This is a genomic window from Bacillus sp. VA15 (assembly GCF_055721145.1).
Genome location: NZ_JBVQPQ010000006.1, coordinates 199349 through 216185, shown reverse-complemented (window position 1 = coordinate 216185; position 16837 = coordinate 199349). Strand labels below are relative to the sequence as shown.

General features: G+C 46.1%; 18 protein-coding genes. 10 read left to right on the top strand and 8 right to left on the bottom strand.

The window, feature by feature from the left end; all coding sequences use genetic code 11:
• The first annotated feature begins 168 nt into the window (after window positions 1–168).
• Window positions 169–1545: a serine protease Do-like protein HtrB gene (gene htrB / locus AC0DBE_RS16310; protein ID WP_014115104.1), complete on the top strand. Its 1377-nt coding sequence runs from the start codon at window positions 169–171 to the stop codon at window positions 1543–1545.
• A gap of 42 nt (window positions 1546–1587) precedes the next feature.
• On the opposite strand, the gene mrgA is transcribed toward htrB, so the two are convergent.
• Window positions 1588–2049: a metalloregulation DNA-binding stress protein MgrA gene (gene mrgA / locus AC0DBE_RS16305; RefSeq protein ID WP_003221689.1), complete on the bottom strand. Its 462-nt coding sequence runs from the start codon at window positions 2047–2049 to the stop codon at window positions 1588–1590.
• A gap of 76 nt (window positions 2050–2125) precedes the next feature.
• The gene (locus AC0DBE_RS16300) at window positions 2126–2980 is read right to left on the bottom strand and encodes an SDR family oxidoreductase (RefSeq protein ID WP_472962886.1); all 855 of its coding nucleotides are present in this window, start codon (window positions 2978–2980) and stop codon (window positions 2126–2128) included.
• 133 nt (window positions 2981–3113) lie between these two features.
• On the opposite strand from AC0DBE_RS16300, the gene AC0DBE_RS16295 reads away from it, so the two are divergent.
• The 4 genes from AC0DBE_RS16295 to AC0DBE_RS16280 all read left to right on the top strand — a co-directional run bounded on the left by AC0DBE_RS16295 (window position 3114) and on the right by AC0DBE_RS16280 (window position 6869).
• On the top strand, window positions 3114–4922 hold the full coding sequence (locus tag AC0DBE_RS16295; RefSeq protein WP_472962884.1) for a M3 family oligoendopeptidase: 1809 nt from the start codon (window positions 3114–3116) through the stop codon (window positions 4920–4922).
• A gap of 150 nt (window positions 4923–5072) precedes the next feature.
• Window positions 5073–5510 carry a YusW family protein gene (locus tag AC0DBE_RS16290; RefSeq protein WP_041906010.1) on the top strand — a complete coding sequence of 146 codons (438 nt, stop codon included), beginning with the start codon at window positions 5073–5075 and terminating at the stop codon, window positions 5508–5510.
• Window positions 5511–5727: 217 nt separating this feature from the next.
• Window positions 5728–6555 carry an ABC transporter ATP-binding protein gene (locus AC0DBE_RS16285; protein WP_079288351.1) on the top strand — a complete coding sequence of 276 codons (828 nt, stop codon included), beginning with the start codon at window positions 5728–5730 and terminating at the stop codon, window positions 6553–6555.
• Window positions 6556–6581: 26 nt separating this feature from the next.
• A complete protein-coding gene (locus tag AC0DBE_RS16280) occupies window positions 6582–6869 on the top strand; it encodes a YusU family protein (protein ID WP_014115097.1) in 288 nt (95 codons plus the stop codon).
• Between the two features lie 20 nt (window positions 6870–6889).
• Here AC0DBE_RS16280 and AC0DBE_RS16275 read toward each other — a convergent pair whose 3' ends face one another.
• Window positions 6890–7777, bottom strand: a complete 888-nt coding sequence (locus tag AC0DBE_RS16275; protein ID WP_079288350.1) for a LysR family transcriptional regulator — start codon at window positions 7775–7777, stop codon at window positions 6890–6892.
• Window positions 7778–7910: 133 nt separating this feature from the next.
• Here AC0DBE_RS16275 and AC0DBE_RS16270 point away from each other — a divergent pair, with 133 nt between their 5' ends.
• Entirely contained in the window at window positions 7911–8651 is a 741-nt protein-coding gene (locus AC0DBE_RS16270; protein ID WP_268454328.1) for an SDR family NAD(P)-dependent oxidoreductase, read from the top strand.
• 18 nt (window positions 8652–8669) lie between these two features.
• Entirely contained in the window at window positions 8670–9053 is a 384-nt protein-coding gene (locus AC0DBE_RS16265) for a tautomerase family protein (protein WP_072183517.1), read from the top strand.
• Window positions 9054–9089: 36 nt separating this feature from the next.
• On the opposite strand, the gene mdtP is transcribed toward AC0DBE_RS16265, so the two are convergent.
• The 4 genes from mdtP to AC0DBE_RS16245 all read right to left on the bottom strand — a co-directional run bounded on the left by mdtP (window position 9090) and on the right by AC0DBE_RS16245 (window position 11926).
• Window positions 9090–10706 (bottom strand): multidrug efflux MFS transporter MdtP, encoded by a 1617-nt coding sequence (gene mdtP / locus AC0DBE_RS16260; RefSeq protein ID WP_014115093.1) that lies wholly within the window; start codon window positions 10704–10706, stop codon window positions 9090–9092.
• Between the two features lies 1 nt (window position 10707).
• Complete coding sequence (gene mdtR, locus AC0DBE_RS16255) at window positions 10708–11175, bottom strand: MarR family transcriptional regulator MdtR (protein ID WP_014115092.1); 468 nt, start codon at window positions 11173–11175, stop codon at window positions 10708–10710.
• Window positions 11176–11335: 160 nt separating this feature from the next.
• Complete coding sequence (locus AC0DBE_RS16250; RefSeq protein ID WP_003222766.1) at window positions 11336–11668, bottom strand: spore coat protein; 333 nt, start codon at window positions 11666–11668, stop codon at window positions 11336–11338.
• Window positions 11669–11680: 12 nt separating this feature from the next.
• Window positions 11681–11926 (bottom strand): hypothetical protein, encoded by a 246-nt coding sequence (locus AC0DBE_RS16245; RefSeq protein ID WP_014115091.1) that lies wholly within the window; start codon window positions 11924–11926, stop codon window positions 11681–11683.
• Window positions 11927–12020: 94 nt separating this feature from the next.
• Between AC0DBE_RS16245 and AC0DBE_RS16240 the strand changes: the two genes are divergently transcribed.
• On the top strand, window positions 12021–12929 hold the full coding sequence (locus tag AC0DBE_RS16240; protein WP_014115090.1) for a proline dehydrogenase family protein: 909 nt from the start codon (window positions 12021–12023) through the stop codon (window positions 12927–12929).
• A 24-nt stretch (window positions 12930–12953) separates the two neighbouring features.
• On the opposite strand, the gene AC0DBE_RS16235 is transcribed toward AC0DBE_RS16240, so the two are convergent.
• Entirely contained in the window at window positions 12954–13100 is a 147-nt protein-coding gene (locus AC0DBE_RS16235) for a YuzL family protein (protein ID WP_003240817.1), read from the bottom strand.
• A 174-nt stretch (window positions 13101–13274) separates the two neighbouring features.
• Here AC0DBE_RS16235 and AC0DBE_RS16230 point away from each other — a divergent pair, with 174 nt between their 5' ends.
• A complete protein-coding gene (locus AC0DBE_RS16230; RefSeq protein ID WP_472962877.1) occupies window positions 13275–15644 on the top strand; it encodes a 3-hydroxyacyl-CoA dehydrogenase/enoyl-CoA hydratase family protein in 2370 nt (789 codons plus the stop codon).
• Window positions 15645–15654: 10 nt separating this feature from the next.
• A complete protein-coding gene (locus AC0DBE_RS16225; RefSeq protein WP_061187974.1) occupies window positions 15655–16830 on the top strand; it encodes an acetyl-CoA C-acetyltransferase in 1176 nt (391 codons plus the stop codon).
• Window positions 16831–16837: the final 7 nt, after the last annotated feature.

The window sequence follows — 16837 nt, the reverse complement described above, 5'->3', positions numbered from 1 at the left end:
ATATGTATAAGGGAAGAAAGGAAGAGAAAAAGAGCGAGGAAGATGTAGGATGATCAAACATATTCTATTTTGGTGCTTTGCTTTTCTCCTCATTATTGGGACAATTGAACTTGTACATGCGATGAATATGTAACGATAAATGAAAAACCGTTAAAGGAGTGTAAGAACATGGATTATCGACGTGATGACCAAAACGATCAACATCAAACAGAATCTTCACATACAGAACATCAGAATACAGAAAACCGGCAGCTGATTGAACATCCCGAACAGGAATTGCTTGACGAGCCGGTTTCGTATGAAGCGGGAAAACAAGAAACAGCTTCTTCTTTAGAAATGGAAAAGACAGAAACGGCTGTGAAAAAAGAAAAGAAACGGAGAGCCGCATGGCTGAGCCCTATTTTAGGCGGGATTATCGGCGGGGGCCTGATGCTTGGCATCGCGCCTTATCTGCCATCAGACCAAGATCAGGCGACCGAGGCCGTTTCTGCAAATAAACAGGTGCAGTCAGGTAATTTTAAAACGACACCGATAACGAACGCTTCAAACGTCGCTGATATGGTGGAGGATTTAGAGCCGACGATTGTGGGAATCTCAAATATCCAAACCTCGCAAAATAACACATTCGGCACGGGAGGCGGCTCCAGCTCAGAAAGTGAAAGCGGAACGGGGTCAGGCGTCATTTTCAAAAAAGACAGCAATAAAGCGTATATCATTACAAACAACCATGTCGTTGAAGGCGCAAATAAATTGACTGTCACGCTTTACAACGGAGAAACGGAGACTGCCAAGCTGGTCGGCAGCGATACGATAACGGATTTGGCTGTTCTGGAAATCAGCAGCAAGAACGTCAAAAAAGTGGCGAGCTTCGGTGACTCTTCACAGCTGCGCACAGGCGAAAAGGTCATCGCTATTGGAAATCCGCTCGGACAGCAGTTTTCCGGTACGGTGACACAAGGCATCATCAGCGGACTGAACCGGACGATTGATGTGGATACAACACAAGGTACGGTGGAAATGAACGTGCTGCAAACTGACGCAGCGATCAACCCGGGGAACAGCGGAGGCCCGTTAATCAATGCAAGCGGCCAGGTCATCGGCATCAACAGTTTGAAGGTGAGCGAAAGCGGCGTGGAGTCACTTGGATTTGCGATCCCAAGCAATGATGTCGAACCCATTGTTGACCAGCTGCTGGAAAACGGGAAGGTAGACCGTCCGTTTTTAGGCGTGCAAATGATTGATATGTCTCAAGTTCCTGAAACGTATCAGGAAAATACACTCGGCATGTTTGGAGATCAATTAGGAAAAGGTGTTTATGTAAAAGGAGTTCAAGGAAATTCACCTGCGGCAAAAGCCGGCATCAAATCTGAGGATGTCATTGTCAAACTAAACGGTAAAGACGTGGAAAGCAGCGCGGATATTCGTCAGATCCTATACAAAGACTTGAAAGTCGGAGATAAAACGACAATTCAAGTGCTGCGGAACGGAAAAACGAAAACGCTAAACGTGACACTGACCAAGCAGACAGAAAGCAGCTCAAGCTAAGCGGTAATCAAAAAGCTGAACCCGAAAAGGGTTCAGCTTTTTTTATCCTAAATAAGCGGAAAGCATCCACACTTGTTTTTCAACTTCATCAATTAATCCGACAAACAAGTCCGCTGTCGCATTATCTTGATTTTCTTCAGCCAGGCCGATCACGAATTTAGATTCGCTGCTGATTTGTTTGTAGTCGTTTACCAATGCTTGTACCATTTCTGACGCTGATGTTTCGTTTCCGCCGTCTGTGATAGACGCATGCTCAGTGTATTCTTTCAATGTGGCAACAGGCTGTCCGCCGATCGCCAGCAGGCGTTCAGCAATGGTATCGACTGTTTCAGCCGCATGGTCATACAGTTCTTCAAATTTCTCATGCAATGTAAAGAAATGCGGCCCTTTTACATACCAATGGAAACGGTGGAGCTTAGAGTATAAAAGGAACCAGTTTGATAATTGTGTGTTCATTGAATTCTCAACTAATGTTTGATTTGTTTTTGCGTTTTCAGTTTTCATAAGTTACGTCCTCCTTGTGATCTGTTAATTTAATTATACCACGTATTAATTAAAAATCAATACTAAATTATAATAATTATAATTTAGATGAACTGAATAGTTTTTTCTTCAGGATAGATTCCCACGCAGACCAGGGAAAAAGCGATCGGAATAACAAGGTAAGCTTGATGCCTTTTCCGATCGGGTATCGCAATTTCTTTACGTGCTGTTTTGTTGCCAATTGATAAATGAGGTCGGCAACCTCTTGGGGATCTCCGCTTTCATCTGCGTTTTTTTCAACGTAGGAAAGGATCTTTTTATAGTATTGATGATAAGCTGAATCGTCAGCAGGCACCGACATATAATTTGATAATGATGTGGACCAGATCGATGTCTTGTATGAGCCTGGCTCGATCAAAGCGGTTTGGATACCGAACGGAAGCAGCTCCATACGCAGGCTCTCAGAAAAACCCTCCAATGCATGCTTGGAAGATGCATAAGGCGACATCGCAGGGAATCCGGTCAGACCGCTGATGCTGCTCACGTTTATAATCTTTGCTCCGCTATGCTTTCTTATGTAAGGCAGAACGGTTTTTGTCACATGGATCACTCCGAAGACATTCGTTTCAAATTGTTGTCTGAAATGTTCCATCGGCACATCCTCGACAAATCCTCCGTAAGCCGTTCCGGCGTTGTTGACGAGAAGATCAATAGGACCGTAAGCGCTAATGGCTTTTCCGAATGAGGCTATGGATTGCTCATCTGTGACGTCGAGAGCGGTAATGTGAATAGAATCAGCCACATTGTGTGCTGCGGCCAATTCCCGAAGCTGTTCAGCTTTCTCAGGCTGTCTTGTTGTAGCAATCACGAAAAATGACTTGGCGAGCTTTACGGCTGCCAGCTGACCAAAGCCTTTTGACGCTCCTGTTACGATCGCGATTTTTTTATTCATGATATACCTCCTATTTAACTGCTACAGCTATTGTACAATCATGAACGGAAAATGACGCCTATAAAAGAAATTTTTATACAATAATTCAGAATTGTTCTATAATAAAACGAAAGAAGGAAAGGGGTTTTGTATTATGGCGTTGCAAGGGGTAGACCAAAGATGGGATCTTGATTCATTTTTTAAGGGCGGGAGCCAATCAGAAGAATTCAAGAAATATATCGAGAAGCTGTCACAAAGTCTGAGTGCCTTTCAAGACATGACTGAGGCGTTTCAGGTGCCTGAATCGCCTGAAGATGCTGAAGGACTGATTGCTTTGCTTGATTTATTCGAACAGACATCTGTCAAGCTTCAGCAGGCCGGCGCTTTTGTTGCTTGCCTTCAGGCCCAGAATATCAGTGATCAAAAGGCTACTGAGCATCAGTCACTCATGAATCGGCTTTCCGCAGATTTTCAATCATCCCTCGTCACATTAGATCATAAACTGGTGGCCATTGAACAAAACGTGTGGAATGAATTATTAACAAAGCCGGGGTTACGCGATGTATCGTACATATTAAATGAAAGAAGACAGAGGGTTGCCGAAAAGCTCAGCCCGGGTAAAGAAAAACTGATTGGAAACCTTGCGGTGGACGGATATCATGCTTGGAGTGACTTATACAATATGGTTGTCGGAAAAATGACAATACCGTATGAGGAAAACGGTGTGAACAAGCAATTGTCTGTCGGTCAGGCTGAAAATGTGATGGACCATCAAGACCGCGCTGTCAGAAAAACAATATATGAACGTTTGCATCAAGCTTGGGAAAGCAAACAGGATATTTTCAGCAACACGCTCAATCATTTGGCGGGGTTCCGGCTTGAAACCTATAAAGCGCGCGGCTGGGAGAATGTCCTGAAGGAGCCGCTGCAGATCAACAGAATGAAAAAAGAAACACTGGATACGATGTGGCAGGTCATCACTGAAAACAAGCAGCCGTTCGTTCAGTTTTTGAACCGGAAAGCATCCATGCTCGGCCTTGAAAAGCTTAGCTGGTACGATGTTGAGGCCCCAATTGGTTCTGATGGAAAGGTCTATTCATATGATGAAGCTGCAAATGTCATTGTCAGCCAGTTTTCAACGTTTGGCAAAAAGCTGTCCTCTTTCACAGAAAAAGCGTTTCGGGACCGCTGGATTGAAGCGGAAAACAGGAGCGGAAAAAGAGTCGGCGGCTTTTGCACGAGCTTTCCGGACAGCGGAGAATCGCGGATTTTCATGACGTTTTCGGGAAGTGCCTCAAATGTCTCAACGCTTGCACATGAGCTCGGACACGCGTTCCATCAGGAATCGATGCTCAACGTCAGGCCGTTAAACCGTTCCTACGCTATGAACGTCGCGGAAACGGCCTCGACGTTCGCAGAGATGATTGTGGCGGACGCGACTGTCCAGCAAGCGGAGACGAAGGAAGAAAAGCTTGTCCTTCTTGAGGATAAAGTGCAAAGAAGCGTTGCGTTCTTCATGAATATACATGCAAGGTTCTTATTCGAAACGAGATTTTACGAAGAACGAAAGCGGGGAGTCGTCCCGGCCGGCCGTTTGAATGAGCTGATGGAAGAGGCGCAAAAAGAGGCATACTGCAATTCGTTAGGAGAGTACCATCCGCTCTTTTGGGCATCAAAGCTGCACTTCCATATCACGAGGGTGCCATTTTACAATTTCCCTTATACGTTCGGCTATCTGTTTTCTCTGGGCATTTACGCACTGGCGCTTGAAGAAAAAAACGGGTTTGAAGAGAAGTATATCGCACTATTGCAGGATACGGCTTCTATGACTGTGGAAGAGTTGGCGATGAAGCATTTGAGTGCTGATATCACGAAGCGCGATTTCTGGGAGAATGCCATCAAGCTAGCCGTGCGTGACGCGAAAGACTTTTTGCAACTGACTGAATCTTTTGAGCGTGAATGAAAACCCTTGAAGTCTAGGAAGGGCGAGCATTTGTCGACACGCTGAAGCCGTGGCGTTATACACGCCCCGGCTTTTTCAATTCTCCTCTGAATGAGGATTTCATTCTCTGGATATACCTAAAATAAATGGAATCCTACAGGGGGGAAACATATGCGTTTGATCAGAGCAGCCGGGGCTGTTTGTCTCGCAGTGGTTCTGATTGCGGGCTGCCGTCTCAATGAAGATCAGCAGCAGGCAGAAGGAGAAAATACAGCCGTCACCCAGCAAAAGTCCGTTCCTTACAGCAATTTCTCGCTTCGCGTGAGCTACGGAGATGGTGAGCATAATCGTTATGAAAGTATATATACAAAAAATGGGACTCAGGAAACAGCGGAAATACAGGATAAGCTCTCCGGCGTCAAACAGGAGGGAGAAGAAGCACTAGATGAGATGAAAATGATCCTGAGCGAGCTTTCCGTGACAGACCAAATGGCAGAAACAGAAGTGATCCACAGTGTACTGGCAGCATTTAATCTGGACAGCCATTATGATCATATCAACTTAAAGCTGAAGCTGAAGAACGGCTCAGTCAGAGAAATTAAGAAATAACCTTGTGCTAAATACCCCATAAACGCCAATTATGTCCAAAAAACTAATTGAAAATGATTTTCAAAGTCATTGTTTTCTGCTACAATGAGGGATATATGACCATATCAAATGGCTGAATATCGAATCACTTGCATTGATGACAATTGACTTAAAACGCATGTATATAGAAAACGTGCAATACATAGTGCTGCTAAAAAGCCAGCAAAAAGGAGCGGTTATGGGTATGAGTGCAATTTCTACAGAAACGCTGAGCTTAGGATACGGGGATGCCGTTATTATTGATGAGTTGAATTTAACAATTCCCAAAGGTGAAATTACCGTATTTATTGGCAGCAACGGCTGCGGAAAATCGACACTTTTACGTTCATTAGCGCGATTGATGAAGCCGAGAGGCGGTTCAGTGCTGCTGGAAGGAAGAGCGATTGCCAAGCTTCCGACAAAGGAAGTCGCAAAAGAGCTCGCAATCCTGCCGCAGGGTCCTTCGGCTCCAGAGGGGCTGACAGTACATCAGCTGGTGAAGCAAGGAAGATATCCTTATCAAAATTGGCTGAAACAATGGTCAAAAGAGGATGAGGAAGCAGTTGAGCGAGCGCTTAAAGCAACAAAGCTTGAGGACATGGCTGACCGCGCCGTCGATTCTTTGTCAGGCGGACAGCGCCAGCGGGCTTGGATCGCGATGACGCTTGCACAGGAGACTGACATTATCCTTTTAGACGAGCCGACGACGTATTTAGACATGACGCACCAAATTGAAATTCTTGATTTGCTGTTTGAGCTGAATGAAAAGGAAGAGCGGACGATTGTCATGGTTCTCCATGACTTAAACTTGGCATGCCGCTATGCGCATCATCTTGTGGCCATAAAAGATAAACAGATTTATGCTGAAGGCCGTCCGGAAGAGGTCATCACTTGTGATCTTGTGCAAAATGTGTTTTCTATGAACTGTCAGGTCACACAGGACCCGCTGTTCGGAACGCCTCTTTGCATTCCTCATGGCAGGGGCAGATGCATTGTCCAGGAAGCGGCTTTCACATCACATGGATAAATAACGCCAGCGAAAGGAGCTTTTACTTGAGAAAGCTCCTTGCTGTTTTTTCGAAAGGAAGATGGAAAATGGAACAAAAACTTCAGGAGCAGCTGGATGGATTGCTGGAGAAGTATACTGAGCTTCTGCTTGGTGACACAAACAATGAGCTAAAAGAAGAAGTGAAGCAATGGATTTTGTACACGCATATAGCCAAAAGCATGCCGCCGCTCGCTAAACATTGGAATGCGACATATCCTGACGCGAAGCAGGGCATTAAAGATATCATTCAGCATATTAAGGAATTAAATGAAGCGCATCGAAACAAACAATAGCTAAAAAAGCAGTCTGCCAATTATAGCAGGCTGCTTTTTTGTGATTCTGCCGTTTTATCTGGCGCAAAGGAATCCATAAAGGTCCGCAGCGCGCTGCTGATAAACGAATCCTTTCGGACAATAAATTCTGTTTTCATCTGTCTGAGAGCTTCGGGCAGCGGGTACAATCGAATCGACCCTTCAGCCTCGTGTTTCTGTACAACCGTTCTCGGCAGCAACGAGATGCCAAGACCTGCTGTAACCCCGCCGATAATCGCTTCAAGCGTACCAAATTCCATAATGACCGGCTGTGTGACACCGACAGTTCGCAGCCATTTTTCAAGTGTCTCTCGATACGAACAGCCTGTGCTGTAAACGAGAATCGGCTTTTTGATGGCTTCCTCTGCATCGGATATGGAGGCAGCTGAAACAACTACTGGTTCTTCCTCAAATGCAGGATAGGATTCGAGCTCAGGATGATTGCATTCGCATCCGATAAATGCGCCATCTAATTCATACCGGAGAACTTTATCAAGGAGGAATTGTGTATGTCCTGTTGTTAAAGACAACTGGACGTTTGGGTGTTCTTCATAATAAGAAGCCAGAAGTTTCGGAAGCCTTACCGCGGCTGTTGTCTGAGTGGAGCCGATCATAAGCGGTCCGCTTGGCTCTACAGTAGATAAGAGCGCTTTAGACGCTTCATCCAGCAGGCCGATAATTTTATTTGCGTAGTCGAGCAGCAGTTTTCCGCTTGCAGAAAGTGTCATACCCCGATTGTGGCGCAAAAACAGGATGGTGCCCAGCTCAGCTTCCAATTGCTGAATTCTGGCTGTGACATTCGATTGCACATAGCCAAGCTGCAGGGCTGCTTTCGTAATGGAGCCTTCACGGGCTACCATTTGAAACACACGTAAATCTCCACTTTCCATTTTGAACTCCTCCGTTCGCTTGCTATCAATCTGAGTGATAGCAAGTATCTTTAACAATCATTATACGTAACACCTGACCTGGATTACAATGGAATCAGCAAGAGATGTTAATCAACAGCAAGGAGTGGCGGCAATGAATGTAATGAACAAAATTGCTCTCGTAACGGGGGGCGGCACAGGAATCGGACGAGCAGCCAGTATGGAATTGGCAAAACGCGGAGCGATTGTTGCGGTGAATTATTCACGTTCACAATCCGAAGCGCAGGAAACAGTGGATATGATTAAAAAAGCTGGCGGGCGAGCCTTCGCCATTCAAGCCGATGTATCAAAAAACAGCGAAGTGCAGGACATGGTTCAATCGATCGTGAAAACATACGGCACGATTGATGTTTTAGTCAATAATGCCAGCATTACACGGCATATTCCAATGGATGATCTTAAAGCTGCGACCGAAGACATCTGGGATGAGGTATACGCTGTCAATGTGAAAGGGATGTTTTTCTGCGCGCGGGCAGTGGTTCCGTTCATGAAAAAAAGCAAGGCTGGAGCGATCGTAAATGTCGGCAGCATCGCAGGGTTAACCGGGGCGGGTTCATCTATGCCTTATGCAGTGTCAAAATCGGCGGTGCACGGTTTAACGAAATCATTGGCCCACGCCTTAGCGCCCGAAATCAGGGTGAGCGGTGTAGCACCGGGAGCTGTCGCAACGAGATGGTGGGCTGGCCGGGAAGAAAAAATGAAAAGCATGATCGGCACTTTGCTGTTACAGCGTATCGCTGAACCGGATGAAGTCGCCAAATTGATTTGTTCGCTTGTTGAACAGGAATCACTCACAGGCCAAATCATCACAATTGACAGCGGACAGACGCTGTAAAGAGAGGAGATGCGGGGGATGCCATTTGTACAGATTCATTTACGGGCGGGAAGAAGTGAAGCGTGGCTTCAAAAACTAAGCAGGACCATTCACCAATCGATGATCGAAGAAATTAATGTGCCGGAAGATGACTACTTTCAAGTCATCAGGCAATATGAAAATAGTGAATTTTTTTATGATCCGTCTTATCTGCAGGTCGAGCGCACCAATGAACTGATATACATTCATTTTACCTTGAAACAGTCAAGAACAACTGAACAGAAAAAAGCCCTTTACCACTCAATCGCGAGCCGGATTCATTCCCAGCTTGGCGTAAGAAAAGAAGATGTGTTTATTATGCTGGCCGGAAATCAGGATGAGGATTGGTCCTTCGGAAATGGAAGAGCTCAGATGATCGAATAACAAAACCCCGCGGATTGGTATCCGCGGGGCACTCTATTAATGGGAAGGTGATTCAACGGCTTGTGCCGCTTTCTCCTTTACTTGTTCTCCCGTTTTCTTATTTGATAGCTTGATAGGTTTTAAGAACAATGTAAATACGGCTCCGACGGCGATAAAGATCAGGCCTGTATAAAACACGCTGTGGAGTGAATCCATCAACGATGTTTTTAATATCGGCATAATATGGGATGAGAAAGCCGCAGGGATTTGTTTGATTGCGTCCGGGCTGAACAGTGATTGCAGCAGCCCTTGCGGATTTGTATCAATCATACCCTTTAGCTGGGAGGCAAATGAGCTTGCCTGTGCCGGAAGTGAGTCTAAGTACGGCACCAGTTTATCTGTTAATAAACTTCCTGATCTTGCATTCATTACGGCTCCCAGCATGGTAATGCCGAATGTTCCTCCGATAGAACGGAAGAATTGGCTGGAAGAGGTGACAACCCCAAGCTCCTCCTTCGAAAAGCTTTCCTGTAAAGCTAGTGTCAGAATCGGCATAACCAGACCCATTCCTAGACCAATAATTGCCATATACGATGTAGCAACAAGCTTACTCGTATCAAGGTCCAAAGTCGTTAACAGCAGGAATCCTCCGGCCATAACTATCATGCCTGTAATAATTTGCGGTTTAATGCCGACTTTGTAAACAAGCTGGCCGCCGATAATACTTGTAATAATCATAGAGATCATCATCGGTGTCATAATTGTACCTGATTCAGACGCGCTGACTCCGACAATTCCCTGCATAAAGAAAGGAACAAACGTAATGGCACCAAACATTCCGATACTCATAAAGAAGCCGATCAGGTTTAAAAATGTAAACGTTCTGTTTTTAAATAAATACATTGGCAGGATTGGCTCTTTTGCTTTTGATTCTACGATAATAAAGCTGACAATGCCGATCAGCGCGAGTGCGAACAAGCCAAGAATCTGCCATGAGCCCCACGCATAATCTTTTCCGCCAAAGCTTAGGGCGAGAAGGAGGCTGACAACCCCGACAATCATCGTGAAAATACCAGCGATATCGAAGTTGATCGGACCAGTCTGCTGACGGCCCTGCAATCCTCTGGCAATAAAAATAACCGCAATAATTCCGACTGGAAGGTTAATATAGAAAACCCATTTCCAGTTTAGTGAGTCTACAATCCAGCCGCCGATTTGCGGCCCAATCACTGAAGCTAGCCCGTAAATCGCGCCAAAGACCCCTTGGAATTTAGCACGCTGTTTTCCTGTGAACAAGTCACCGATGACAATCATCGCCATCGGCATCATAATGCCCCCACCGATTCCCTGCAGTCCTCGGAAGATAATCAATTCTGTCATATTGTTGGCCATCCCGCACAAAGCAGAAGCTGCCATAAAAATAATTAATCCTGATACATAGACAATGCGGCGTCCCAATAAATCGGCCAGTTTACCGGCAATTGGAACAATGGTTGTTGATGTTAACAAATATGCAGTTGTCAGCCAGGTCATCATGCTCAAACCGCCCAGATCACCGACAATTTTCGGCATGGCCGTTCCGACAATGGTACCGTCAAGAGCTGAAAAAAACATGGCAATAATTAAGCCTGTTATTAATAACGTTCGTTTTGATTGTTTGCCTTCATTACTCATTTCATCCGTTTCCTTCTTTCATGTTTTGCTTTTCATCAGTTTCCGCTGCTTGTGCGAGCTTTTCTGTAATATGCGCCGCCTGAAGCATTTCCTCCTCCGTCAAGAAGGAAAGGTATCGCGCCATAATGGCTTTTCTGCCCGCCAAAACCTCCTCGAACTTTCTGTCTCCTTCATCAGTAAGACTGAGATCAATCACTCGCCTGTCTTTTGTGTTGTGTGTTCTGGCGATAAGATTTTTTTGTTCAAGGCGATCAGCCATTAGCGTCACCGCGCTTGGCTTAACCTCCATACGCTCGGCAATTTCAGAAATCTTGAGGCTGCCGTGTTTCTTTAAGCTGGCCAGCACAAACAGCTGCGCTGGGGTGACACCTTGTTTCTCCATGCTTTCTAGCATTTCAGGCTGTATCTTTTGAAAGAGCGCCTGAAGCGATAATTGGATATCGGACATTAACTGATCCGCACTCTTCATATTCATTTCCCCTCTGTTACATACACTGTATATATATTTTGATGACAAAATAGTTAATGCTTATTAAATATAAATAAGAGTTAATGAAAAGTCAACTGATTTTACGCACAAAAAAAGGATAGATGCCCGGAAGAACATCGTATCCTTTTTGCTGATGTTGTTACTGCTGATATGGAGACTGCTGCTGAATGGTCTGCTGGAATTTTTGATAGGATTGCTGCAGCTTTTGGGCATCCTCCGCTTCAACAGAATACCATCCATATTGGAACATGAGGTCATACAGTTTTCTTTGCGCTTTTTGTGACTCATCAAAAATGGATTGAATATCCTGATAAAGAGACTCGTGGCTGAATTCGTGCAGGGCTGTGCAATAAGCTGTTGTCATGTATTTTTCTGTTGTCAGCAACTCATTGACGAAATCTCTGTCATTCATTTCCGAAGTTGTCGGTACAGGTGTCTGCGGATTGCTGATTTTCTGATTTTGCTGATTCATTCTGGCGCCTCCTTATTGGATGTAGCCGGACTGCTGCTGGCCTGGCTGCAGGTGCTTTAATATTCTTTGATAGTGATCATGATGCATGTGTCCGACGCGGTCGAGTTCTTGTTTTAACGATTGATCCTGGCACTGCTGCGCCATGAAATGCGCTTTTTTCATCGCGAGCAAATTCCAGTTCAGCATGTCATTCAGATACAAATGATCCTTTGTCGAAATAACGGAAGGCGGCATTTGAGATTGCTGCTGATTTTCCATTGTGATCCTCCTTTGATTTCTGTTCATTTTATAGTTTCCTTCAGGCTGGGAGTTATATACAGGTGTTTTGAAGATGAAGGCAGGAGGGAGTCGGATGTTGAGACATGTGTTTTTATTCTTATCTCAAAATAAAACACTTACCAAGTTCGCCAAAGCATACGGAACGCGGCTTGGGGCACGAAGGTTTGTCGCCGGCGATACAATTGAGTCGGCGGTTAAGACCGTCAAAAGGCTAAACAGATCCGGTTTATGCGCAACAATTGATTATTTAGGCGAGTATGCCGCTTCAGAAAAAGAAGCAGATCAAGTCGCAGAGGAATGCAAGAAGGCCATTCAAGCCATTGCCAAACATCAATTGGACTCAGAGCTTTCATTAAAGCTGACCTCGATCGGGCTCGATCTTTCAGAAGAACTTGCCCTATCTCATTTGCGTGCCATTCTATCCGCTGCGAAGCAATATGGTGTTGCTGTGACCATTGATATGGAAGACTATTCTCATTATGAACAGACACTCGCTATCTACAGGCAATGCAAACAGGAATTTGAGATGCTCGGCACGGTGATTCAGGCGTATCTGTACCGGGCGGCAGAAGATATCAGAAATATGCGCGACTTAAAGCCGAATCTCAGACTTGTGAAAGGCGCTTATAAAGAATCTGCGGCTGTAGCGTTTCCAGACAAAAAAGGAACAGACCTTCATTTTCAGAGCCTAATAAAGCTGCAGCTGTTAAGTGGGAACTACACGGCTGTCGCCACACATGACGATGACATCATTGCGTTTACGAAACAGCTCGTTGCTGAACATCATATCCCAGCGTCACAATTTGAGTTTCAAATGCTTTACGGCATCAGGCCGGAGCGGCAGAAGGAACTCGCCAAGGAAGGGTACAGAATGCGTGTGTATGTCCCATATGGAACGGACTGGTTCAGCTACTTTATGAGAAGAATTGCCGAACGGCCCGCCAATGCAGCGTTTGTGTTAAAAGGGATCTTGAAAAAGTAAAAGCAGCCGCGGGAAGCAGCTGCATTATGATTGTTCCATGTTATGTTTTTTATACTGCTGATTTTGACTTGTCCGTTTTCCGCCGCCGTAATGCTGAGTCGGACCGGCATCTCCCTTTACGCTCGCCGCGCTGACTGCCGCTGAAGACGGATTTTTTTTCTCTCGCACCATTCCCTTCACCTCCGGGCTTAAGTTGCCCGTCTTTTATAAGCTTCATACAAAAAAATAACAAATTAGCTATTGAAGTCGAACCGGAAATCTTTTAAGATGAAAGAAGAAACGGGTTTCATTTTTTTTGGTCAAAAAATGAATGACTATTCATTCAATGTTCAAGGGGGATATCTCATGCACAAACACATTCGGAAGGCAGCCGTTTTAGGATCGGGGGTAATGGGTTCCGGGATTGCGGCGCATTTGGCTAACATCGGAATTCCTGTCCTGCTGCTTGATATTGTGCCGAACGATTTGACAAAGGAAGAGGAAAAAAGGGGACTGACGAAAGACAGTCCGGAGGTGCGCAGCAGGCTGAGCCGGCAGGCGGTGAAAAAACTGCTGAAACAAAAGCCCGCTCCCCTCACATCAGCAAAAAATACCTCCTATATCACATCAGGCAATCTGGAGGATGATGCAGCAAAGCTCAAAGAAGCAGATTGGATTATTGAAGTCGTTGTCGAAAACCTTGAAGTTAAAAAGCAAATTTTCGCACTTGTGGATGAACACCGGAAGCCTGGGAGCATTGTCTCAAGCAACACCTCCGGCATATCAGTGCAGGAAATGGCTGAAGGCCGGTCGGATGATTTTAAAGCCCATTTTCTTGGAACGCACTTTTTTAATCCCGCCCGCTATTTAAAGCTGCTGGAGATCATTCCGATTAAGGAAACTGATCCTGATATTTTAAAGTTTATGACAGCCTTCGGTGAAAATGTCCTTGGCAAAGGCGTTGTTACAGCAAAGGACACACCGAACTTTATCGCAAACCGCATCGGAACATATGGACTTCTCGTCACAGTCCAAGAAATGCTGAAAGGCGGCTATCAGGTTGGGGAAGTTGATTCGATCACAGGCCCGCTAATCGGCAGACCGAAAAGCGCGACCTTCAGAACGCTTGATGTTGTCGGACTCGATACATTTGCCCACGTCGCCCGAAATGTGTATGACAAAGCGGATGGAGACGAGAAAGAAGTGTTCCGCCTGCCAGTTTTCATGAACGATATGCTGGAAAAAGGGTGGATCGGAAGCAAGGCAGGACAAGGCTTTTATAAAAAAGAAGGAAAAACGATTTATGAGCTTGACCCAGTGACGCTTACTTATGGCGAGCGGACAAAAATGAAATCACCGGCACTTGAAGCGGCAAAACAGGCAAAAGGGACAAAAGCGAAAATGAAAGCGCTTATTTACTCAGACGACAGAGCCGGCAGGCTGCTGTGGAATATCACATCTCAAACCCTGCTTTACTCAGCCGAACTGCTTGGTGAGATTGCCGATGATATTCATGCGATTGACCAAGCCATGAAGTGGGGATTCGGCTGGGAGCTGGGCCCGTTTGAAATGTGGGATGCCATCGGCCTCCGAAAGTCGGCAGAAAAGTTTGAGCAGCTTGGAGCAGATATGCCTGGCTGGATCAAAGACATGCTGGACAAAGGGAATGAAACCTTCTACATCAAAGAGAACGGAACGGTATTTTATTATGACCGCGGCGAATATAGAGCCGTGAAAGAAAACAAAAAACGGATTCATTTACAAGCACTTAAAGAAACAAAAGGCGTGATTGCAAAAAATAACGGAGCAAGCTTGATTGACCTTGGAGATGATGTGGCCCTTCTTGAATTCCATTCGAAAAGCAATGCGATCGGCCTCGATATCATTCAAATGATCAACAAAGCGTTAGAGGAAACAGAGCGGAACTACAAAGGCCTTGTCATCGGCAACCAAGGAAAAAATTTCTGCGTCGGCGCGAATCTTGGCATGATCTTAATGGAAGTCCAGGATGACAACTTTTTGGAAGTTGATTTCGTGATACGCCGTTTCCAAGAGACGATGATGAAGATCAAATACAGTGCGAAACCGGTTGTCGCCGCGCCATTTGGCATGACGCTCGGCGGAGGAACGGAAGTGTGTCTGCCGGCGGCGCGTATTCAAGCAGCAAGCGAAGCCTATATGGGGCTTGTGGAATCCGGCGTCGGCCTCATCCCTGGCGGAGGTGGAAACAAAGAGCTGTACATCAACCATCTTCGCCGCGGTCTTGATCCGATGAATGCGGCAATGAAAACATTTGAAACGATTGCGATGGCGAAAGTATCCGCTTCCGCCCAAGAGGCTCGTGTGATGAACATCTTAAAAGAAACAGATCACATTAGCATGAATCAGGACCACCTGCTTTATGATGCAAAGCAGCTGGCTGCATCTTTATACGATACTGGCTGGCGGCCGCCTGTAAAAGAAAAGGTTAAGGTGGCGGGAGAAACCGGTTATGCGGCACTCTTGCTTGGCGCTGAGCAAATGAAGCTGTCCGGCTATATATCAGAGCATGATTTCAAGATCGCGAAAAAACTCGCTTATGTCATTGCCGGCGGAAAAGTGCAGTTTGGTACAGCGGTTGATGAAGAGTATTTATTGGAGATCGAGAGAGAAGCGTTTTTGAGTTTGGCAGGAGAGGCGAAATCTCAAGCGAGAATGCAGCATATGCTTGTGAAAGGTAAACCTTTACGGAATTAGGAGGGAGCTTATGAAAGAGGCAGTCATAGTGTCAGGTGCAAGAACACCGGTTGGGAAAGCAAAAAAAGGATCGTTGGCCACCGTTCGTCCGGATGATTTGGGAGCGATTTGCGTAAAAGAAACACTGAAACGGGCAGGCGGCTACGAAGGCAATATTGACGATTTGATTATCGGCTGTGCAACACCTGAAGCGGAACAGGGGCTAAATATGGCGAGAAATATTGGCGCGCTTGCGGGACTGCCGTACACGGTCCCGGCAATTACAGTCAATCGCTACTGCTCTTCAGGTCTTCAGTCCATCGCATATGCGGCAGAAAAAATTATGCTCGGCGCCTATGATACAGCGATCGCCGGCGGAGCAGAATCCATGTCTCAGGTTCCGATGATGGGGCATGTGACCCGTCCGAACCTCGCATTGGCAGAAAAGGCGCCGGAATATTACATGAGCATGGGCCACACAGCCGAGCAGGTCGCGAAAAAATACGGCGTCTCCCGCGAGGATCAGGATGCGTTTGCCGTTCGCAGCCACCAGAATGCGGCCAAAGCTCTTGCAGAGGGGAAATTTAAAGATGAGATTGTTCCCGTCGAAGTGACGGTGACAGAAATCGGAGAAAACCATAAGCCTCAGGAAAAACAGTTTGTATTTTCTCAGGATGAAGGCGTTCGCCCGCAAACGACGACAGACATCTTAGCGACATTGCGCCCGGCTTTTTCCGTTGACGGAACGGTTACTGCGGGTAATTCCTCGCAGACGAGTGACGGAGCGGCGGCAGTTATGCTGATGGACCGGGAAAAAGCTGATGCACTGGGCTTGGCGCCGCTTGTGAAATTCCGCTCCTTTGCAGTAGGCGGCGTGCCGCCGGAAGTGATGGGCATCGGACCGGTGGAAGCCATTCCGCGTGCCTTGAAGCTTGCCGGGCTTCAACTGCAGGACATCGGCTTGTTTGAACTGAACGAAGCTTTTGCATCACAGGCCATTCAAGTGATAAGGGAACTGGGAATTGATGAGGAAAAAGTGAATGTCAACGGGGGCGCAATCGCGCTTGGACATCCGCTCGGTTGTACGGGTACAAAGCTTACACTCTCACTGATTCATGAAATGAAACGGAGAAACGAGCAATTTGGAGTCGTTACAATGTGTATCGGCGGCGGGATGGGAGCGGCCGGTGTATTTGAATTATGCTAAAGGGGGA